This is a genomic window from Micromonospora sp. NPDC005806, from assembly GCF_042871425.1.
Lineage (GTDB): Bacteria > Actinomycetota > Actinomycetes > Mycobacteriales > Micromonosporaceae > Micromonospora.
This window is the reverse complement of record NZ_JBIAIL010000021.1, coordinates 62,123-83,950: the sequence shown is the minus strand read 5'-3', so window position 1 is coordinate 83,950 and position 21,828 is coordinate 62,123. Positions and strand designations below refer to the sequence as shown.

The following is a 21,828-nucleotide window of genomic DNA, read 5'->3' as shown; positions in this document are numbered from 1 at the left end:
TATGGGCCAGCCGGCGACGAGCACGGGCGGCGCGACCGCCGAGGGGTACCTGCGGCCGCAGCTGCTGCTGTGGGCCGACGGCGAGGAGGTGAACCCGATCGTGGTCTCCTCGCTGGTCGTCGAGGAGCGGGTCGACCGGCCCTCCACCCTCACCCTCACCATCGCCTCTGCCCCGGTCTCGGGGCCGGACGCCGGGGATGGGTCGGCGTCCGGGGGCGACTGGGACACCCTGCTGCGCGACGACGCCGCGCGGGCCCTCGGCCTGCCCGGGTACCGGCTGTTGTCGCGGGTCACCGTCGGGTTCGCGCTGACCCCCACGGCCGGCGGGCCGACCTTGAGCGAGGTGGTCTTCGACGGCTTCGTCACCGCGCTGGAGCACCGCTTCGCCGAGGCCCGGGTGCCCGACTCCGAGCTCGTGTTGACCGGGATTGACGCCTCCTGCCTGCTGCACGTCGAGACCGTCACGAAGCGCTGGTCGGGGCTGGCCGACTCGGAGATCGTCGAGCAGATCTACACCCGTTACGGCTTCGACGTGGCGGTCGAGACGACGCCGCGCCGCGACGAGCTGGTGTCCAGCCTGCTGCAACGCGGCACCGACGCCGAGTTCCTCCGGATGCTGGCCCGGCGCAACGGGTTCGAGGTGTTCGTCACCCCCTCCGGCGGGCCGGTGCAGGCCGGGCCGAACCCGGGCAAGGGTGTGGTCGGCACGTTCCGCACCCCGGCGGTAGGCGGCGTCCGGCTGCCCGAGGCGTGGCTGTTCCCGCACGACGCGCCCGCGCTGGTCGACCTGGTCGCCCGGTACGACGCGCTGCAGCCCACCGGCGTGCGCTCCTGGCACGTCGACGGCCGCAGCCGCACGATCGGCCACGTCGAGGTCGGAGACCCCGGCCACCCGCGGACCGGCCCGCGCAGCCGGGACGCGGTGGTGCGCGAGCGGCTGGAGAGGATTCTCGGCGCCGGGGCGGCCCCGGCACCGGTCGACGTCCGCACGACCGACGTCCCGATCGACGACACCGAACTGGCCACCCTGGCCCGGGCCGAGCTGCGCGCCGTGGACTGGTTCGCCACCGCCGACGGCACGCTGAACGGGGCGCGCTACCCGGCGGTGCCGCGGGCCGGGCGTACCCTGCCGGTGACCGGTGCCGGGCCGGTGCTGTCGGGAGACTGGTACGTGCGCGGGGTGACCCACCGCTGGGGCGCCCACCGCGCCCTGCCCGGCGACCCGCCGGTCGCCGAGACTGGTGCCGCGGCCGAGACCGCCGACTTCGTCTACGAAACCGACGTGGCGCTGGCCCGCAACGCGCTCGGGGGTGAGCCGTGACCGGCGGCCTGGCCTTCCCGTTCCGGATCACCGACGCCGGTACCGCGCGCACGGCGGGCGGTCCCGCCGAGCTGGCCCGCGCGCAGCTGCAGCAGCTGCTGTTCACCGCGCCCGGCGAGCGGGTCGACCGACCTGACTTCGGCTGCGGGCTGCACCTGCTGGTGTTCTCGGCGGCCGATGTCGAGCGGACCTCGCTCACCGAGTACCTCGTGCGCGCGGCGATCACCCGACACCTCGGCCGGCTGATCCTGCTCGACGCGGTGCGGGTCACCGTGGACGACGCCACCCTCGTGGTCGACGTCCTGTACACCCTGCGGACCACCGGCGAGGAGCTGGCCGGGACCTTCACCCGGCCGCTGATCGGCCCTGCGCCGGAGGCCACCCGATGAGCCCGCCGGCGACCGACCCGGTCGTCGTCGAGCTGGACGCCGCCGACCTGGCCGGCGCCCTGGCCGCGGCCCAGGCGGCGCTGGTCGCCGCTCCGGCCGGCAGCGTGCACGAGTGGCGGCTGCCCGCACCCGACCCGGCTGCCCCGCCCGGCCCGCCGCTGGCCACGCTCCAGCTCGGCGCCGCCGACCGCTCGCTCGCCCTGGTCGCCGCCCCGGCCGGGCCGTCCGGGGTCGGTGCCCGGGTGCCGCTCGTCGTCGCCGCGGGGCCGGCGGCGGACGGGATCACCGTCACCGGGCTCGACGTGCTCGTGCAGGGCATCGCACTCACCGTCACCGGCGACGCCGACGAGCTGACCGGACTCCGCGTCGTCGCGACCGGGCGGGGCGCGGTGCGCGGGGTGTCGGTGGTCGTGTCCGCGGCCGCCGTGACCGGGGTGTCGGTCGCGGCCGGCGGGGTCGCGGAACTGGTCGAGGTCGACCTCACCGGCGTGCGGGGCACGGTGGCCACCGCCACCGGCCTGGTCGCCCAGGCCCCGGTGCTACGCGCGCACCGGGTCACCGTCGCCGACCTGGTGGCGCGCACCGCCGCGCGCGGTGTCGACCTGCGGGCGCTCGCCCCCGGCGGGCCGGGTGCCGCCGAAGCTGCGGCCCTGACCGCCTCCGCCCTGCGGGTGAGCGGGCTGACCGGCGACGACGCCGACGCGGTGCGGGCCGCCGCCGGCCCGGTGACGCTGGGCGGCGCGCCCGGCGACCCGGGCGGGGCCGACCCCGGCGACGACCCGGAGTCGAGCGGCCCGGCCGCCGACACGCTGACCCTGCTCGACGTCGAGGTCGACGCCGTCGCCGCCCGGGCCGGCACCGCCCGCGGGGTGGGGCTGGCCGGGGCCGGGCTGCTCGACGTACGCGGCGTGGGCGTCCGCGACATCTCGGGGCCGGTCGCCCTGGGCTGCGAGATGGCGGCCGCGGGCGGCGTCGAGCTGGCCGGGACGCTGGTGCGCACTGTGGTCGGCCGCGACGTCGCGACCGGGGTGCTGCTGCGCGCCTCGTCGGCGCGCGCGCCGCTGCGCCTAGACGACGTGCTGGTCGAGGACGTGCGCGCGACCGGCCACGCCGACGCGGTGCTCGGCCTGGCCGTGCGGGCGCCGGTGAGCGAGCTGGCGCCCTGGGTGGACGACGACACCGACCCCGGGCCGGTCCGGCTCGTCGGCTGCGCCCTGCGCCGGATCAGCGGCACGGCCCTGCTGGTGGACGCCGACCTGCGCGACGTCGAGCTGTCCGGGTCGGAGGTGTACGCCGCCGACCGGGCCGGCGACCTGCGCGGCGAACGGGTGCTGGTCACGGCCACCACGTGGCACCGGATGCGTCGCGGGCCGCTGGTTGGGCCCTGCACGCTGACCCTGCTCGACTCGCTGATCACCCAGGTCGCCGAGGGACCGGCGCTCGACCTGAGCGCCGAGGCGGTGGTCGACCGGGTGGCCGCCGTGTTCGCCGCGCCCACCGACCCGGCGCCGCTGCTGGCCGCGCTGCCCGAGCAGCCGGGCCTGCCCGGCGACGTCCTGCCGTACCTGGTGCCCGGCCCGGCCACGGTGCCCGCGGCGCTGTCCGAGGGCCGGTTCGTGCCCGACGTGCCCGTCGACCTGCGGCTGCGTCCGGACGCCGGCCTGCACGAGCTGGCCGTGCCCGTCCCGGCCGAGGTGCCGGGGGCCGACGCCGACCCCGAAGCGGCGCTCGACGCCGCCGTGCCGCAGGTGGGCGCCTACGCCCCGATCGCGCCCGCAGGGTGCGAGCTGCGCGACCCGCTGGCGGTCGCACCGCCCGCACCCGCCGGCCCCGCGCCCCCCGGGCCGGTGCTGGACCGGATGGCCCGTGACGGCCGCGGCCTGCTGGGCGTGATGCAGGCCCGCGCCGCCGTCGCGCTGCCCGGCTGGGCGCCCGGGGACGCGGCCGACCTGACCACCACGGTGCTCGAGGCGGTCGCGCACGAGCTCGACCGGATCTCCTACGCCCAGGACGCCGCGCTGGCCGAGGCCTCGATGCCCTCCGCTCGGCTGCGCCGCTCCGTGGAGGAGCACGCCCGGCTGGTCGACTACCGGCCCGACCCGGGGCTGTCGGCGACCACGATGCTGCGGCTACGGGTGCCCCGCCCCGAACTGCTCGGCCTGACCTCGCCGGACCGGCCCGCGCCCCGGCCCTTCATGCTCGGTGCAGGAACGGTGGTGGTCAACCCCGACGCCGGCGAGGCGCCGGTGGTGGTCTCGAGCGAGGCCGACCTGGAATGGCACGCCGTGCTGGACGAGCTGCCCCTGGCCCGCGACGTGCGCGCGGGGGAGTGCTTCGCCCTGATCGCGGGCGACCGGCTGCCGCTGGGGCGGGACCGCTGGTTGGTGCTTGCCCCCGCCGAGGCCGACCGGACGTCGTCCCCGCACGTCGTGCGCGCGACCGTCGTGGAGTTCGGCACCGACGAAACCCTGGTGCGCTGGGACCCGCGCCGGCCGGCGCCGCAGGACTACCCGGCGGAGTCCACCCGGGTGCTGGGCAACGTGGTGCCCGCCCACCACGGCCTGCGGCTGCCCGCCGCCCCCGACCTCGCCGCCCCGGAGCTGGCCGCGCAGCTGGCCGCAGTGGCCGCCGACCTCGACCGGGTGCTCGAGGCGCGCGCCGACCAGGCCGTCGAACTGCCGCTGCCGTTCGCACCGGCCGCGCGGGTCGCGTCCGGCTGGCCGTTCCCCGGCGAGCGCCGCGAGGGCGCTCTGGACGTGCGGGTGAGCGTGGACGGCGAGCCCTGGCGCTGCGTGCCCGACGTCGCCGCCGAGCCGGGCGAGGCGTTCGCGGTGGCCGCCGGGGGCGACGGCGGCAGCCTGCTGGTGCTCGGCCAGCCGGGCGCGCTGCCCGACGCCCCGGTCCGGGTGAGCGTCGAGGCCGTTCTCGGGCTGGGCGCGGCCGGCAACGTCGCGGCGCACACGCTGACCTCGCTGCTGCTGCTCGGCCCGGGCTCGGCGGTGCCGCCCGGCACACCGCTGGAAACGGTGCGCGAGGCGCTCGCCCTCGACAACCCGGTGCCCGGCGTCGAGGGCCGCGACCCCGAGCCGCTGGAGGCGATCCGGCTGCGCGCGCCCTGGGCCGCGCGGCGTCCGGCGGCGGCGGTCGGCACGGACGACCACGTGCGCCTGCTCGAGGAACTGCCCGAGGTGGCCGCCGCCCGCGCCCGGGTGCTGGAGCTGGGCGAGCGCCGGGTGGTGCGCGCGACCCTGCTGCTGCGCGACGAGGACACGCTGGTGCCGGGCGGCCCCGACCCGGCGGACGTCGACCTCCTCGACCTGGTGCGCGACGCCGAGCGGCTGCGCCGCTGGACGCTGGCCCGGCGCCGGCTGGAGGAGGTGCGGCTGCTCGGCTTCGACGTCGAACTGGTGCCCCCGACGTTCGTGCCGATCGACCTCGACGTCGTGGTCGACGCCGAGGACCATGCCCCCGCCGAGCGGCTGCAGGCGGCGGTCGAGGCCGCGCTGGCCGCCGACGGCGGGCTGTTTGACCCGGACGTCACCGGCCTGGGCGGCGACGTCCGAGTCGACGCGGTGCTGCGCCGGGTGCTCGCGGTGGACGGCGTGCGTGCGGCCCGGGTACGCCGGCTGCGGCGGCTGGAGCGGGGTGCCGCCGAGCACGCCGTGGACGGCACGCTGCCGGTCGCCGACGAGGAGGTCGCGGTGCTGCGCCGGCCCTACGGCGACGGCCCCGACGGCCTGCTGACCGTGCAGGTCTGCGGAGGGCTGCGGTGAGCGGCGTCCCGCCCACGCACCGGGGCCGCGCGCACGCCGAGCTGCTGGCCGGCCTGGAGCAGGCCGCCCGCGACGGCTTCGCCGACGCGACCCGGCCGTGGGACCCGCGCGGCGCCGTCACCGGGACCGACCCTGGTCAGGGCGTGCTCGACTGTGTGGCCGCCGCGCTCGACGTGGTCTGGGGCTACCAGGAGGCCTGGGCCGAGGAGAGCTTCATCGGCACCGCCCGGCTGCCCGACTCGGCGGCCCGGCTGCTGGAGCTGGTCGGCGTGCGCCGGCGCCCGGCGCTGGCCGCCACCGGGCTGCAGCAGCTGCGGCTCAAGCCCGGCACGACGCTCACCGTGCCCGCCGGGTTCGCGGTGGCCGCGCCGGCCGTCGCCGGCCTCCCCGAGGCGGTCTACGAGACCGAGCGGCCGCTGCACGCCGACGCCCGGCTCAACCAGCTCCAGCCGCTGCTCACCCCGCAGCTGCCGACCGTGGTGCTGCCGCCGCCGGGGGCCGCGTTGGCCGTGCCCACGGTGCTCGGCTCGGCGGGCCTGGCCGACCAGCTCGCCGCCCGGATCGACGCCGCCCAGCGCGGGGCGGCGCTGGCCCGCGACGCGGCCCGGGCCCGCTCGGACGCCCTCCAGCTGGCCGGCCTGGCCCGGTTCCTAGACGGCGCCCAGCCGTCCTGCCCCGACACCTTCACCGCGCTGTGCGACCAGCTATGCCGGCAGGCCCACGCACTGGTCGAGGCCGAGGCCCTCGCCGCCGCCCACCCGCCCGAGCCGCTCACCGAGGCCCAGCAGCTGGTGCTGGCGGCGCTGGCCCGCCTGGACGCCTCGGTGCCGGGCGCGCTTCAGAAGCTGGAGCAGGCCCTGGCCCGCCAGCCCGGCGAGACCGACCCGGCCTACGCGGCCCGGCTCGACGCGCTGGCGGTGTTCCTCGACGCGCTGGTCGAGGGGCTGCTCGCTCAGGCCCGCGACGACGTCGTCCGGCTGCACGGGCCGCGCGCACTGACCGCGCTGGATGCGACCGCCCCGATCGGCGCGGGTACCGGGTTCGCCGGGGCAGCCGGTGCCCCGCCCGGCCCGGTGTTCGCACCTGGCTCGTTGGGGGCGGCGGCACCGGGCACCGATCGGCTGTACCTGCTGCCCGGACCGGCCGTCCCGGGCGGCCCGGTGCTCACCCACGCCGGCCTGCTGCGCCCCGGCGACGTGCTGGTGCTGGCCGACGTGGACGAGCCGGGCGGCGCCGGAGCGCCGCGCCGGGTGACCGCCCGCGAGGCGGTCCGGGTGGTCCGGGTGGACGACCAGTTCGCGCCGCTGCTGGGCGAGCACGCGACGCACGTGGTGTTCGCCCCGCCGCTGACCCGCCGCTACGACCTGGCCCGCACCGCGGTGCTCGGCAACGTCGCGCCGGTCTCGCACGGGCGCACTGTCGTGCGCTCCGTCACCGGGCCCGGCCCCTGGGTGCTGGACGGCGAGGAGCCGGCCTGGCTGCCCGACGCCTCCGCGCCGGAGGGGCGGCGTCCGGCGGTGCGGCTGCGGGTGGCCGGCGAGGAGTGGCGGCCCGTGCCCGAGGTGGCCGGTCTGGCCGGGCACGAGCGCGGCTTCACCGTGGCCCGGGACGCCGCCGGCCGGGTCGTGGTGCGCCCGGGCGACGCCACCGGCGGCACGCCGGTGCCGCCCGGGGTGCCGGTCGAGCTGGTGGTGCGGGTCGGCGGTGGCGCCGCGGGCAATCGGGCCGCCGGGGCGGCCGACCTGGTGCGCGCGCCGGTGCCCGAGGTGGTCGGCACGACCAACCTGTTCGCGCTCGCCGGCGGCACCGACGCCGAGGACGCGGCGGTCGCGGTGCGCCGGGCGACGGCCGGCGTGCAGACCCTCGACCGGGCCATCACCCCGGAGGCGGTCCGCGCGCTGCTGCTCGGCCACGGGCTGGTCACCGGCGCCCGGGTGCGCCCCGACCCGGCCGCCCGGCGGCACCTGCTGGTGGCGGTGACCGGACCCGGCGGGCGCGAGCTCGACGACGCCGAGCACGAGCTGCTGCGCACCTTCCTGGCCCCGCGGGTGCCGCCCGGGCTGGTGGTGCGCACGGTGAACCGGCGGGCCGTGCCGGTGCGGGCGGGCCTGCTGCTGGCGATGGCGCCGGGGGCCGATCCGCTGCAGCTGCTGGCCGACGCCCGCGAGCGGCTCGGGGTCGCTGGGACGACCGGGCTGCTCGCCCCTGGCCGGCCCGCGCTCGGCGCGCCGGTGGAGCTGTCCGACCTGCACCGGGCCCTGGCCGGCACGCCCGGGCTGGCCGCCGTGGTGGTGGAGGCGCTGCACCGCGACGGCGAGCCCGCCCGCCGTGCCGAGCGCCTCGCGCTGGCCCCCGACGAGCAGGCCTGCTGGGCGCCCGACCGCGACGGTGTCGACGGCGCCGCGCTGCGCTGGGAGGAGGACCGCGACCGATGACCCGGCTGGCCGACCTGTTGCCCGACGTCCTGCTTGCCGAAGACTCGCGCCTGCCCGACCGCCCGCTGCGGCGGCTGCTGGAGGTGCTGGACGGGCGGCTCGACCAGCTGCGCGTGGCGCTGGAGCAGCTGCAGCGCGACCCGTTCGTGGCCCGCTGCTCGCCGGAGGCGCTGCCGCTGCTGGCCGAGCTGGTCGGCGCGCGGCTGGTCGGCGACGACCCGGCGACCGCGCGGGCGGTGGTGGCCGGGACGGTCGGCTGGCGCCGCCGCCAGGGCACCCCCGGCACCCTGGAGGACGTGCTCGGCCGGACCACCGGCTGGCCGGCCGAGGTCGACGAGGGGTTCCGCTCGCTGCTGGTCACCCAGGAGCTCGACGAGCCGCTGCCCGCCCGCGGCTGGACCGTGCTGCTCGACGACCCGGTCGCGCTTGCCGACCCGCTGACCCGCCCGGCCCGCCGCGGGCCGCGGTTCCCGAGCCGGGCGCTGGCCGGGCCGACCGCGGGTGACGACGTGACCGAGGAGCTGCGCCGGCTCGGCGCCGCCGACGCGCTGCACCCGCCCGCCTCGCCGCGCACCGTCGACCTCGGCGGCTGGGCCCGCCCGGACGCCGTGCTGGTGCGAACCTCCCGCGCGGCGGTCGCCGAGCGCGACCAGGTGGTGCTGCCACCGGCCCGCGTGCTGCCCGGCCCGGGCGGGCCGGGCCTGCTGCTCGGCCTGACCCTCGACCCGGCCGGGCAGGACATCCCGGTCGCCGCCCGGGTGCTGGTCGGGCGGACCGATGCCGACCCGGGCCAGACCTCCATGCACGAGACGCCGCCGAGCGCGCCGGTGGCTCGGCGTCCGGAGCTGCTGACCCCCACCGACCTGGCCGACGACCCGCTGGCGGTCGCCGAGGGCGACGCGCTCACGCTGACCGTAGACGACGTGGCGCTGCTCGGTGCGGCGGTGCCGGGCGTGGGGTCGGGCGTCGCGGGGCCGCTGCCGTTCGGGCCGCCGGGGGCGGCCGCCGTGCTGCGGTTCGCCGACGCGGGCCGGCCGGGGCCGGGCGAGACCTGGGCGCTGGAGCTGCTCGCGGTCGCGCCCGATGCCCCCGCCGACGAGGACGTCGACCTCGCCGACCCCGCGGTCGCCCCGCCGGTGCTCACGGCCACGGTGGACGCCACGGCCGCCGACCTGGCCGTCCTCCCCGACCCCGCGCTCGGCGGAGAGACGGGCGAGGCGGTGGCCGCGCTGCGGGTCCGCCGGGTCGCCGGTGGCGACCTGACCTGGCGCCGCGACGCCGCAGGCGGCTGGACGGCGGCACCGGTCGCCACGCACCCCGGCGATCCGGTGAGCGCCTGCGTGGTGCTCGCCGGCCCGCCGGAAGAGGTGGTGCGGCTGGTCCGCACGACGGACGCCGTCCCGGGGCTCGAGCTGGCCCGGCACGTACCCGGCGACCCCGACTGGCGGATGCAGCCGCTTGACCTCGACCCGCTGCCCGCCGCGGACCGCCCCGGCGCGGCCTGGCTGGACCCGGGACCCGCGGCCACCCTGGTGCCGGACGGCGCCGACCTGCTGCTGCTGGCCCCGGGCCCGGACGGCGCGCAGCTGCGCGCGTGGCGGCTGTCCGACCTCGCCGCCGCGGCGGCCGCCGTGACCGCACTCGACGCGGCGGCCGACCCGGGCGCCCGGCGCCCGGCGGCGCGCGCGGCGACCGCCGCCTGCCTGCTGGGCGACGTGCTCACGCTGCACGGCGGCGAGGCGGGCGGGGCCGCCCTGCTCGACCTGTGGCAGCTGCCGCTGGCCGGCCCGGGCGCGGGCCGCTGGGTGCAGCGCCGGGTGCGCGGCCGGATCGCCCGCAGCGGCGGCGCGCTGCTGGCCGGTCCGCAGGGCCTGGTGCGGCTCGGCGGCGCGGGCGACGGCCCGGGTCTGAACGCCGAGGTTTCGGTGATCGACCTGAACCTGACCCGGCCCGGCTGGCAGCCGCTGCCGTCGCTGCCCGGGCTGACCCCGGGCGCGCCGGGCGCGGCCTGGGGCCGGATCGACGCGGCGGGCGGCCTGGAGGCGCTGGTCTGGGCCGACCGGACGCGCCCGGTCACGCTGACCGCCGCTGCCGGGGCCGGCTGGACGGTCGGGGCCGCCGAGTCTGCTGCGCCCAACCCGCCTGCCGAGGGCGAGGTCGTCGCGCTGGCCGACGGCTGGTTCGTGGCCGGCCCGGCGCCGCTGCCCGCCGCCGAGGTCGTGGTGTCGGTGGCCGGTACCGGGCGGTTGCTGTTCGTGCCGCCGCTCGACCCGGCCTTCGAGCCGGTCGCGGGCGGCGGGGCGCCCGACCCCGAGCGCCGCACGGTGCTGCTGGCCGACGCCGACGGCGGCACCCGGCGCTGGTTCCCGGGCGGCGAGATCGCCCGGCGCCGGCTGCGGTTCGGCCGCAACCGGGAGACCGGCGCGATGACCTCCCGGCCCTCCCCGGCGGTACCTCGAGTGGGGGCGGCTGGCCGGCTGGCCTGGACGCCGCTGCAGCTGCGGCAGGCCTCGCTCGGGCCGTGGGCGGGCCCGCTGGCGCTGGCGCTGGACGACGCCGTGGCCTTCGACCCGCGGCTGGGCCGGATCGCGCTGGCCGCCACGCTGGGCGGCGTGCGGCCCGCGGGCGACCGGCCACGGTTCGCCGCGTCGTACCACGTGGCCCGCGGGGTGGCCTTCGGGGCCGGTTTCGTCCCGCCGCGCGGCGCCCTGCCCGCCCGCTGGTACGAGCCCGAGGACGTCGCCGACCGCGACCGCTACGCCCTGCCGGACGCGCCCGCGGTGGCCGGCGCCGCGGTCACCGTCGGCCCGCCCGGACGCCGGGCGCCCGCCGGCGGTGAGGTGCTGACCGGCCTGGAGCCGGCCCTGGAGGCGGTGGCCGGCGCGAGCGGCCCGGCCACGGTGGCGGTGATCGGCAGTCCGCGGCTGGCCGCGGCGACGGTGACCGTGCGCGAGGACGCCGCCACCGCCGTTCTGGCCCGCGACCCCGGCGGCTACCCCTACCTGGTGCCGGACGACGCCGGGGTCAGCCTCTCGCTGCTGGAGCGCGCCGACGCGGCCGGCGCCGGGCGCGGCCCGCGCGTGCTGCTGCAGGGCCTGGCGCTCGGCGGCGCGCTGGAGGTCGCCCTCACCGCGGGCGCGGTCGACCTGCGCTGGTGCGACCTGGGCAGCCCGCTGCCCGCGGCCGACCCCGCGGCCGACCCGCCCGACCCGGACACCGTGCCGCCCACCGATCGGCCGGCGGCGCTGGCCGGGGCGGCCGGCCCGGGCACGGCGCTGGGCGTGCGGGTGGCCGGCGCGGGCCGCAGGACCGCGCTGCCCCGCGGCGGCGCGGCGGCCGTCACGCTGGTGCTGCGGCTGCACGGCTGCCGGGTCGGCCGGCTGGAGGTGCCGCCCTGGGTCCGGGTGATCGCCGCGGGCTGCACCTTCGACTCGGGCTCCCGCCGGGCCACCGCGATCGCCGCCGCCGGGGCGGTGCTGCGGCTGCGCGAGTGCACCGTGCGCGGGCGCACGGTGGCCGGGGTGCTGGAGGCGAGCAGTTCGGTGTTCGCCGGCGCGCTCGACACCGAGCGGTCCGACGTGGGCTGGCTGCGCCGCTGCGTCGCCCCGCTTGCCGACGACCGCCGCCCGCGGGCCTGGCGCGGGTCGTCCGCCGACGTCTCGTTCGCCGACGGGCGGCCCGGCGCTCCCGGGTACCTCGTGCTCGACGACAACAACGCGGCCGACGTGCTTGCGATCGGCGAGGGCGGCCGGCCGCCGGGCGCGCACGCCGAGCGCGGCCGGGGCCTGCGCGAGCTGGCCGCGCGCTCCGACGACTTCCTGCCGCTGGGACTACAGGCGCAGCACCGCGACCGGGTGGCCGACGACGTCTGCCGGATGGGACGGAGCAACAGATGACCGCGATGAAGGCGTACACCTCGCGCGAGCGGTTCGACGAAAGCCGCCGGTTCGTCGCCGTGCACGAGGAGATGGGCCGATACCGGCTGGACGCCGACGCCAACGAGCAGGCCCGGCTGCAGCTGACCGACACCCGGCGGCGCTCGGCCGACCTGGCCGAGGGCTCGCCGGACGACGGCTTCGCGATCGCCGAGAGCTTCGTGCTCGACGCGATCACCGGCATCACCGGCTGGACCGGCTCCGGGCTGGAACCCGGCGACCTGCGGGCGATCCCGCCGGAGCTGCGGCTGGAGCGGCGCGACCGCGACACGCTGCCGCACGTGCTGCGGGTGCGCGGGCACCACACCGTACAGCGGCTGCTGCCCGAGCCGCTCGACCTGCTCGCAGTCCCCGAGCCGCCGGTGCCCGGCGCACCCGTCGCGGCCGGGCCGGGCTGGGCGGTCGCCGAGCTGCGGGTGCGGCTGCGGCTGGACCGGCGCACCAACGACGACGACGCCGGGGCGGTGCGGTTCGTCGTCCGCGACGTCGACGGCGCCTGGCACGAGGTGCTCGGGCTGCCGCCGACCCACCGCGACGGCGAGCTGCGGATCGGCGCCGGAGCGCTCGCGCCGCTGGCGCGCGGCGCGGGGGCCGCGCGCACGCGGGTACTCACCGGCTGGGGGTTCAGCCACCTGCCGGTGCGGGCCGCCACCGACGTCGACGCCCTCCTCGGGGTGGACGCCGCGCTCGGCGGCGACCTCGTGGTCCGCGGCGGCGGCGGCACCCCGGGCACCGCGGGGCGGTTGTTCGCCGAGGGGCACCGGGCGTTCATCGAGGCCGACTGGCGCTACTCCCGCCAGCCCTACCTGCCCGAGCCGCCGGGCCTGCCCGACCCGGTCGACGGCGGGACCCTGCGCTACGTGCTCGATCTGGAGCTGCTCGAGCGCGAGGTGCACGACTGGCAGGACCCGGCCCACATCGCCGAGCCGGCGCTCGGCGACCCGTCCACGTTCCGCCGCCAGCAGGTCGTGCAGGTGCGCGCCCGGCTGCTGCCCGACCCCGCGGCGGGCGAGACCCCGCCCGACCCGGTGGCCCCCGACGCGGCCCGGCTGCCCGCGCCGCCCGCCCCGTTGAGCGGCGGCCGGCTGAGCAGTGCCGTGCCCGCCGGGCTGCTGCCCGAGCGGACCCCGCCGGAGGAACCCGACCGCTGCCGCGAGCGCTGCCTGTTCACCGAGCAGGTCTCCACCGGCGAGGGCTACCTGGGCACGGGCAACGCCAACGTGCGGGTCGAGGTGCTCGGCGTGGCCGGCACCGGCCGTCGGGCCGTGCTCTGGTCGCGCGACAACGCGGCGCTGGTCGCGCCGCTGACCGCCGACCTGCCCGCCGACGGCGTGATCCTCAGCGTGGGCTCGTTCCAGGCCGCCCGGTTCCGGGCCGGCGACGTGGTCACGCTCGAGGACGACGCCGCCCGGCTGGACGGCGACGACCCGCGGCACCACCCGGTGGTGCGCAGGCTGCGCTCGGTCGACACCGCCACCGGCCGGCTGGAGCTCGAACCCACCGGGCACCTGCTCGCGGACGACCCGGAGCCGCTGGCCGGCGGCGGCGGGCCGGGCCGCGCGCTCACCGTGGCCAACCTGGCCGCCGTGCGCCGCTGGGACGGCGCCGACTGGCTGGTCACCGGCGTCCGGTACCGGCTGGTCGACAACATCGCGTTCGCGTTCTCCGGCGCGGGGCACCGCCCGACTGAGCACTGGCTGTTCACCGCGCGCGTGGTCGCCCCCGACGGCGCGGCCACCGGCGTCGTCGAGCAGCGTACGGACGCCGCCCCCGACGGCCCGTACCGGTTGCGGCAGCCGCTCGCGCTGGTCACGGCCACCCGCACGGGCACCGCGGTGCAGCGCACCATCGCCGACCTGCGCCCCCGTTTCCTGCCGCTGCGCGAGGTGCGCCAGCGGCTGATCGAGCTGCGGGCGCAGAACCTCGCCCCGGGGGCATTCACGGTCGTCGTCGGCGACGGCGAGCGCACCTTCGGCCACATCGACCAGAGCATCGCCGAGGGGGTCACCGGCGACGAGGCGCTGCACGCCGCGCTCGCCGAGCTCGACGGCCGTCCGGGCACGATCTACCTGCGGGCCGGCACCTACGTGCTGGAGCACCCGGTGGTCCTGCAGGGCCTGTCCGGGGTGCGGATCCTCGGCGACGGCGCGGCCACCCGGCTGGAGGTGCGTGGCGCGGGCGGCGCGTTCGTGCTCGACGACTGCGGCGCCGACGCGCCCGTGGTGCTCGAGCTGATGGACCTGGTCGAACAGCCGGAGGCGGCCGTACCGATCGGCGTCCCGATCGACGGCGACGCGGGCGACGGCGCGCCCGCCGACGCCGGCGGCGGCGGGTTCACCCCCGACGACGTGCTGCACCCGGCGGCCGGGCTGCCCGCGCTGCTCGACACCATGCGCGACCGGCTGGCCGTGCTGCTGCCGGGGGCGGGGCGGGCCTCCGCCTCGCTGGTGGCGACCGTGCTGCGGCTGCGGGCGCTGCAACGGGCCAACCCCGGCCAGACCCTGGAGACGGTCGCGCCCGACCAACTGGCCGCGCTGCGCCGGCTGCCGCACGGCGTGGTCACCGTGGGCGACTGCCGCCGGGTGCGCCTCGACGGGCTGCGGCTGACCTCGACCGAGCGCACGGTGCCCGCGGGCACCCTCGGCGCCGGCGTGCTGCTCACCGGCACCCTGCGCGACGTCGAGGTGAGCCGGTGCACCGTGCGGGCCGCCGCGGGCGTGGTCGCGGTGCCGCTGGGCGCCTACCTGGCCCCGGCCGCGCTGGTGCTGCGGCCGCGGTCCGGGCTGTTCGTGCACGGGCTGCGGATCACCGGCAACGACCTGGCGGCCGCGGTGCCCACGGGCGGTGGGACGCCGGGCGCTGGCGTGCAGCTGGCCGACGGCGCCCTGGACGGCGTCACGGTGCGGGACAACGCGCTGACCGGCTGGACCACCGGGGTGCTGGTGCGCGACCGGGCCGAGGCCCGGCACGGCGAGGGCACCGGCCGCACGGCGGTGCAGGACAACCGGATCGCCGACGTCACCGGCATCGGCGTCGACGTGGCCGCCGACGGCGTGGACGTCGACCGCAACGAGGTGCGGCTGGCGGCGGTGGCCGACGGGACGGCCGACGTGCGGGCGGGCTTGCGGGTGGCGGGCTCGCAGCTGCGGGTCACCGGCTGCTCGGTCGAGCTGCCCGCCACGCCCGCCGCCGCCTCGCCCTTGGCGCTGGAGGCCGGCGTCGTGATCGGCAGCGGGGTCGACGACGGCGGCGCGCTGGCCCGGGTGGTCTCCGACGTCGAGCTGGCCGACACCCGGGTCACCGGGGCCGGGGCCGACACCCGCGGCCACGGCGTGGTGGTCGGCGGCTCTGGGCCGGTGCACGGCGTCACCGTCTCGCGCTGCACGGTGCGGCGGGTCGGCGGCAGCGGGCTGCGGGCGTGGGGCTTCGGCGGCGCGATCGGCGCGCTGCGGGTACTCGACTGCACCGTCGAGCAGGTCGCCTCCGCCGCGGTCGGCTGGAGCCCGGCGGTGCCGGACGCCGCCGCCGCGCTGGTGCCCGGGGTCACCGGCGCCGACCCGCAGCAGCTGCTCGCCGCGCTGCTCGCCGCACCGGGCGGGCGGCTGCGTCCGGCGCTGGACGGGGTGCTGCGCTGGCTGGAGCAGGCCACGCTGCGGGCCGGCATCGGCCTCGGCCTGGTGGACGAAGCCGAGGTGGCCCGCAACCGGGTGCACGGTGTCGGCCGGCGCGGCCTGGACGACACCGTGCCCGGCGCCGACGTGCACGTGGCCGGGGTGGCCGTGCTCGGCGGAGATGAGCACCGGGTGGAGAGCAACGACGTCACCGAAGTGTACGGCGTGGTGCACCGGGTGCCGGTGCTCCTGCCGCCCCGGCCGCCGCTGCCGGGCGTGCTGGAGACCCTGCGCGCGCTGCCCCGGACGGCCGCGGGGTCGTCGTCCGACCTGTACGGCGCGGTGACCGGGCTGCGCACGCTGGCCCAGGCGTACGCGACCACCGCCGGTCGCGAGCGCGAGTCGGTGGGCCGCCGGATCTACGCCGCGATGGAGGCCGTGGGCACGGCGCTGCGCGACCGCGGCGGGCAGGCGGCGCGACTCGGCGAGCGGCTGCTCGACGCGATCGAGGAGATGCGCGACGCGCAGGGCGGGGTCGCCCACACCGCTGCGGCCAACCTGGTGCGGGTGGCCGCCTCGCAGGCCGCCCAGTTGGTCGCCCCGCACGAGGCGGTGGCCGAGGTCTGGGGCTACGCGGCCCGGGTCGACGCCGCGACCGTCTCGGGGGGCGGCCCCGAGCTGACCGCGGCCGCGGGCGACGTGGCCGATGCGGCGGCGGGCCTGCTCGACGGCCTCGGCCTCACGGTCGACCTGGCCGGGCAGGCCGCCGAGGTGGTGGCCGCGGGGCAGGGCGCCCGCGCGGCGAGCGCCCTGCGGCTGGCCGGCACGCTCGGCGAGGTCGCCGCGGCCCGGGCCGCCGCCGTTAGGGCCGGGAACAGCGGGCCGCTCGGCCCCGAGCAGACCCGGTTGCTGGCGACTGTGCTCGACGCCGTCGGGGCGGCCGTCGGCGAGCCCGGTGCCGGCCCGCTGACCGCCGTCGGGGTGGCCGGCCTAGCCGACGGCATCGCCTCGCTGGTCGGCGTGCTGGAGGGGCCGAACCCCGGGCTGGCGGCCACCGTGCGGCAGCGCTACGAGCGGCTGCGCCGCGGCCAGGGCGCCCCGCCGGCGGCCGACGTCGAGGCCCTGCGCAAGGCCGTGATCCAGGCCCGCGCCTACCTGGCCGACCCCGCGCAGACCACCCCGGCCGACGGCGCCGCCGAGCAGGACGCCGCGCACGGCCAGCTGGTGCTGCTCACCGCCGACTGGATCGACCGCCGGCTGGCCGGGCTGGGCGACGGCGACGAGGCGGCCGAGACCCGCAGCCTGCGCCTGCTGTCGGGCAGCGTCGGCCAGCTCGGCCGGCTGGTCGGCGAGCACCCGGTGCTCGCGCCGCGGGTAGAGCAGGTCCGCGCGGCCGTGCGGGCGGCGGCCGACGAACCGGGCGACCGGGCCCGGCACAAGTCCGATGCGGCCCGCGCGCTGGCCGACCTGCGCGCGGGCCAGGCCGAGGTCGCCGGCGTGCCCGCGGCCGCCGCCGCGACCACGGTGGCCCCGCCCGTGGCGGAGCGGCTGGCCGGGCTCGGCCAGCTGCTGCTCCAGCTGCGCGAGGACGCCCCGGCGGAGGACCGGGCCGCAGCGGCGGCCGGCTTCACCGAGCAGCTGCGGCTGGGCCTGACCGGCGACGTGACGCCCGCCGAGGGCGACCGGCGGCGGCTGCTCGAGGAGGCCGCCGCCGTGCAGGCCGACCTGGCCGCCCCCGGGGACGGCCCCGCCCGCGCTCAGGCGCTGCACCGGGCCGCGGTGGCGCTGGCCGAGACCGCCGCGATCGCCGGCGAGCAGGTAGGCTCCCCGGCCGCGCAGGCGACGGCCGCGATGCTCGCGGTGCTGCCCGATGCGGTCGACCCGGACGCCACCGACGTGGAGGCGCACGGCTCCGCGCAACGCCTGCTCACCTCGCTGGCCGACCGGCTCAGCCCCTCGACGGCGGGGATGCTCGCCGCCACCGCCGACCGGGCCGGCCTGCTCGGCGCCCTGCACGGTCGGCTTGGGGTGATCAGCGGGGTGCCGCTGCCGCTGCCGCCGGTGCGCCCGCCGCTGGAGCTCATCGACGCGCGGCCCGCCGACGGCGTCCTGGCCGCCGCGGTCGACGCCTCGCTCACCCTGGCGGGCAACCGGGTGCAGGCCGGACGCCGCGGGCTGGCCGTCGGAGAGGCGGACGCCCACCCGCTGGCACCGCTGCCGGACCCGGCCGACCCCGGCGGTGGCGAGACCGCAGTGCTGGCCAACACGGTGCGGGCCGCGGCGGTGGCCGGGATCGTGGTCGAGCTGACCCGCGCCGGCCGGGTCCGGGTGGATGGCAACGACGTCCAGGGTTGCTGCGGCGCCGCGACGCCGGTGACCGCGCCGGCCACCCGGGCCGCGATCGAGGTGCGCGCGCCGGGGCAGGCGTCGGTGCGCGACAACCGGCTCGACGGCAACGGCTCCACGGCGCACCCGGACGTCGTCCACGGACTGTGCTTGGTGGTGCCGGGCGACGTCACGGTGGCCGGCAACCGGGTGCGGCACGCGGGCGGGCAGCGCGGCGGCGCCGGGCTCCTGGTGCTGGCCGTGCCGGTGCCGGGGGCGGCGACCCCGGGCCGGTCGTGGGACCTGGCCGCCCTGACCGCCGACCCGTTCCTCACGGTGGATGCACCGCCACGCCCACCGCGGCCGCCGTGGTGGCGGTTGCCGCTGGTCAACCCCGCGGTCGGCGACCTGCTCGGGGCGTCGGTGCTGCGGAGCGTGCAGGCGACGCAGGCCGCCCAGGCAGCCACGGCCACGCCGATCGGCGGACGCGCAGGCGTGGCGGGCGGCAGCCTGTCGGCCGGGCTGGCGGCGACCACGCTGGCCGCCGTCCGGCCGCCGGCCCTGTCGCTGCTCACGGTGCCGCCGCCGGAGCCGCCGAGCCCGGTGGTGGCGGACCTCCTGGCCGCCCGCTGGCTGGATCCGGTCGCGGCGCCGGTCACCGTGGCCACCCCCACCGACCTGCGGCCGGTGCTCGATTTCCTGCGCCGGCCGCCGATCATCCGGTTGCCGCTGCCCGAGCCGCCGCCGCGCCCGGCCCGCACGCTGCAGGTGACCGGCAACGACGTAGTCGCCCGGGGCGCCGCCCTGGTGGCGCTGGGCTCGGCCGCGGTGCTGCTGGGCGTGGCGGTCAGCGCCAACACCCTGGTCTCCACCGGCCCGGGCGGCGCGGTCTACCTGCGCGACGTCGACTCCTGCACGGTGGGCGCCAACCGGGTGGAGAGTCCGGCGGCGGTCACCGTGATGGTGGTGCGGGCGATTGACTCGCTGGTCAGCATCACCGGCAACGTGCTGGCCGGGCAGGAGCCGCCGCTGAGCCCGTCGCTGCCGCCCGTGGTGACGCCGCCCGTGGTGGTCGACCCGGACCCGGGGCAGACGCCGCCGATCATCAACCTGCCGCCGGTCGGGCTGCCGGACCGGTTCCGGCGCCCGCCGGTGCGGCTCGACCTCGATCTGCCGACAGAGCTCGGCGGGCGGGTGTCGGTGCCGCTGGATGCCGCCACGGTACTGGCGGCGCTGCGGGGGCACAGCGACGTGACCGCCGCCGCGGCGGCCGACCAGGCCGCGGCGACGTTCACCGACTTCGCCGTCACCAACCAGATCGCCACCAACCCGAAGGCGGCGTTTGTGCTGGAGACGGCCGCGAATAACGGCCTGCTCGACGTCGACCTCACCCGCGAGGTCGCGGTGAAGCCGGTGCTCGACCCGCTGGCCGGGCGAACGATCGAGATCGGCGACGTGCTGGGCAGGCGCGGCGGCGTCTTGGGCCGGCTGGGCGCGGGCGGGCTGCTGATCCGTCCGGATGCGGCGGAGCGCAACGCGGGTGACGGCGGCGACGGCGGGGACGGCGGCGACGCGGGCGATGCGGGGGACGCCGAGGGCGTCCAGCCGGCCGCCCCGCAGCGGGTCGCGCGGGCGGCGGCCGCCCCGCAGGCCGTCGCGGCCGCCGCGGCGACCACCGGGGACGCCGGCGGCGATCTCGGCGTCCAGTTGACCCGGCTGACCGAGGACTTCGGCCGGATCCTGGCCGACGGCGGCCTGTCACCGACAGCCAAGCTGTACGGCCTGGCCAAGTCCTCCGGGGTGCCCGACGGCGTGGCCAAGGCGCTGGTGCAGGAGCATCTCACGCGGAACTCCGGCGACGCCGACGCGGCGCTGCGCTCGGGTCTGGGCGCGCTGACCGGGGTGTCGATGCCGCCGCCCGCGGTGCCGCCGAAACCCGGCGGGGTGCCGGTGCTGGAGTCGGTGCTCGGCGCGGTGCTGCAGGTCGGGGCGCTCGACCTGCAACCGATCGGCCCGATCGGCCCGCTCCCGCCGATCCTGCTGCCGCCGGTGCAGACCCCGCCGATCGTGCAGCGCCCGCCCGACCCGTCGCTGCCGCCGGTACCCGCCCCACCGACCGCCGCGCACAGCCTGGTAGTGATCGGCGGCGCCCAGGTGGCGGTCGCCGGGAATGCCAGCACCGCGGGCGCCGACGTCCGGCCCGCGAGCGGCTGAGCCGCCGTCCCCACCCGCCGTCCCGACCCGAATCCCCTGTTCCGGAGGTGTTTTGGATGCCACCGCCCGACCACTTCGAGGCCATGCACCTGCTGGCCGGCGTCGTGCCCGCGTTCCCGCTCGCCGAGCCGCCCGCCGCGGCGCCGGCCCCGGCCGAGCCGGCCGTGCTGGCCGCCGCGCTCGACCTCGGCCGGCTGCGGGTCGACCTGCGCGCCGACGTGCTCGACGCGTGGCGCGACCGGCTCGGCCGGCTGCCGGCGCCGCCGGCCCCGGCCACCCTGCAGGAGACCGTGCAGGCGGCCCGGGCCCGGCTGCGGGCCGACCGCGCCCAGGCCGACGTCGACGAGCTGGACGGCCGCCGGTTCGTCCTCGCCCATCTGCGCGACGGCCTGCCGTGAGCCTGCGCGACCAGCTCGAGGCGATCGGACCCGACCAGGTGGTGCTCGTGCTCACGACGCTCGGACAGGTGCACGTGGGCCGGCTGACCGACATCGAGGGCGACGCGCTGGTGGTCGAGCGGCCCGACGGATCGAGCCGCACGGTGCTCAACCTGGGCGACGTGTCCGGTGTCCGGGTGCACGACGAGGAGGCGGAGCGATGAGGATCGAGGAAATGCTCAGCAACCTGGCCGAGCGGCTCGACCAGAGCTGGTTCGGCAAGTACCGCGGGTACGTGCACCGGGTCGACGACCCCGAGAACCTCGGCCGCATCCAGGCTTTCGTGCCCCGGTTGCTGGGACCGGACACGCCCACCGGCTGGGCGATGCCGGCCGCCCCGTACGCGGGCCCCGACCAGGGCTTGTTCGTGGTGCCCGAGCAGGGCGCGGGGGTGTGGATCGAGTTCGAGGAGGGGGACAGCTCCCGGCCGATCTGGAGCGGCATGTGGTGGGGGTCGCCGCAGGCCGCGGACGTCGGCGGTCCCGACTCCACGGCGCGCGAGGTGGCCCGCTCCGCGCTGCAGGATGCCGTCCCGGAGAGCGGCACCCCGCAACGGCCGCCCGAGGTGCCCCGGCACGACCGGCCCTCGCGCACCGCGAACCCCAAGGTCCGGATCCTGAAGTCGGCCAGCGGTCACCGGATCGTCTTCGACGACGAGCGCGGCGTGCTGGAGATCTGCGACGCCAACGGCAACCGGATGACGTTCGACTCCGGCGGGGTATCCACCGTCGTGGCGAACGAGCGCACCCTCTCCAAGGGCAACCGGGGCGTCACGGTGGACGGCGATCTGACCGAGAAGGTCTCCGGCTCGGCCACCTACGAGGTCGGCGGCTCGACGGAGGAGAAGGTCGACGGCGACTACACCCGCCGCTACGGCGGGTCGCTGGTGGAGACGATCGGCAGCGGCTACTCGCGCTCGATCGACGGCAGCGGCGAGACGGTCACCCTCACCGGCCCGTCCACCCGCACCGTGCACGGCGGGGTGACCGAGACCGTGGACGGCGCGTACCAGCTGACCACGGGCTCGGGCATCGGGCTGAGCACGGGCGGCGGCCTGAGCACGGTGTCGGCGAGCGCCACCTCGATCGTGGCGGCCAGCCCGGGGCTGGGCATCAACGCCTTCTCGGTCGACGCCGGGTTGGGCAACGTCTCGATCAACACCCGGCTGGGCATGCTGCAGCTCGGCGGGCTGATGGCGACCTCACCGATGGTGCTCGGCGACGGGCTGGCGATCCACTTCACGATGCTGGCCCAGATCGCCAAGGCGTTCAATCCGATCACGGTCCTCGCGTACGGTCCGGCGATGGACGCCTGGGCGGCGATGACGCCCGTGATGGACCTGTCCTACTTCAGTTTCGTCAAGCGGTTCCCGGTCGGCTGAGGAGGTT

9 protein-coding genes are annotated in these 21,828 nt (G+C 78.7%); all 9 read left to right on the top strand.

All coding sequences use genetic code 11. From position 1 onward, the window contains the following. The first annotated feature begins 1 nt into the window (after position 1). The 9 genes from ACFYOS_RS21680 to ACFYOS_RS21640 are packed head-to-tail and all read left to right on the top strand — an operon-like array spanning position 2 to position 21,821. Positions 2-1,321: a hypothetical protein gene (locus ACFYOS_RS21680; RefSeq protein ID WP_387144370.1), complete on the top strand. Its 1,320-nt coding sequence runs from the start codon at positions 2-4 to the stop codon at positions 1,319-1,321. Next, the gene (locus ACFYOS_RS21675) at positions 1,318-1,710 is read left to right on the top strand and encodes a GPW/gp25 family protein (RefSeq protein ID WP_387144367.1); all 393 of its coding nucleotides are present in this window, start codon (positions 1,318-1,320) and stop codon (positions 1,708-1,710) included. Before ACFYOS_RS21680 ends, ACFYOS_RS21675 begins: the two co-directional genes overlap by 4 nt. Then, positions 1,707-5,483 carry a hypothetical protein gene (locus ACFYOS_RS21670; protein ID WP_387144365.1) on the top strand — a complete coding sequence of 1,259 codons (3,777 nt, stop codon included), beginning with the start codon at positions 1,707-1,709 and terminating at the stop codon, positions 5,481-5,483. The genes ACFYOS_RS21675 and ACFYOS_RS21670 overlap by 4 nt, the downstream gene beginning before the upstream one ends. Continuing rightward, positions 5,480-7,918 carry a hypothetical protein gene (locus ACFYOS_RS21665; RefSeq protein ID WP_387144362.1) on the top strand — a complete coding sequence of 813 codons (2,439 nt, stop codon included), beginning with the start codon at positions 5,480-5,482 and terminating at the stop codon, positions 7,916-7,918. Before ACFYOS_RS21670 ends, ACFYOS_RS21665 begins: the two co-directional genes overlap by 4 nt. Then, entirely contained in the window at positions 7,915-11,814 is a 3,900-nt protein-coding gene (locus ACFYOS_RS21660) for a phage tail protein (protein WP_387144359.1), read from the top strand. The genes ACFYOS_RS21665 and ACFYOS_RS21660 overlap by 4 nt, the downstream gene beginning before the upstream one ends. Then, positions 11,811-20,003: a hypothetical protein gene (locus ACFYOS_RS21655; RefSeq protein WP_387144356.1), complete on the top strand. Its 8,193-nt coding sequence runs from the start codon at positions 11,811-11,813 to the stop codon at positions 20,001-20,003. Before ACFYOS_RS21660 ends, ACFYOS_RS21655 begins: the two co-directional genes overlap by 4 nt. 56 nt (positions 20,004-20,059) lie before the next feature. Beyond that, a complete protein-coding gene (locus tag ACFYOS_RS21650; protein ID WP_387144354.1) occupies positions 20,060-20,401 on the top strand; it encodes a hypothetical protein in 342 nt (113 codons plus the stop codon). Continuing rightward, a complete protein-coding gene (locus tag ACFYOS_RS21645; RefSeq protein ID WP_387144352.1) occupies positions 20,398-20,604 on the top strand; it encodes a hypothetical protein in 207 nt (68 codons plus the stop codon). Before ACFYOS_RS21650 ends, ACFYOS_RS21645 begins: the two co-directional genes overlap by 4 nt. After that, a complete protein-coding gene (locus ACFYOS_RS21640) occupies positions 20,601-21,821 on the top strand; it encodes a phage baseplate assembly protein V (RefSeq protein ID WP_387144349.1) in 1,221 nt (406 codons plus the stop codon). Before ACFYOS_RS21645 ends, ACFYOS_RS21640 begins: the two co-directional genes overlap by 4 nt. The last annotated feature ends 7 nt before the right edge of the window (positions 21,822-21,828 follow it).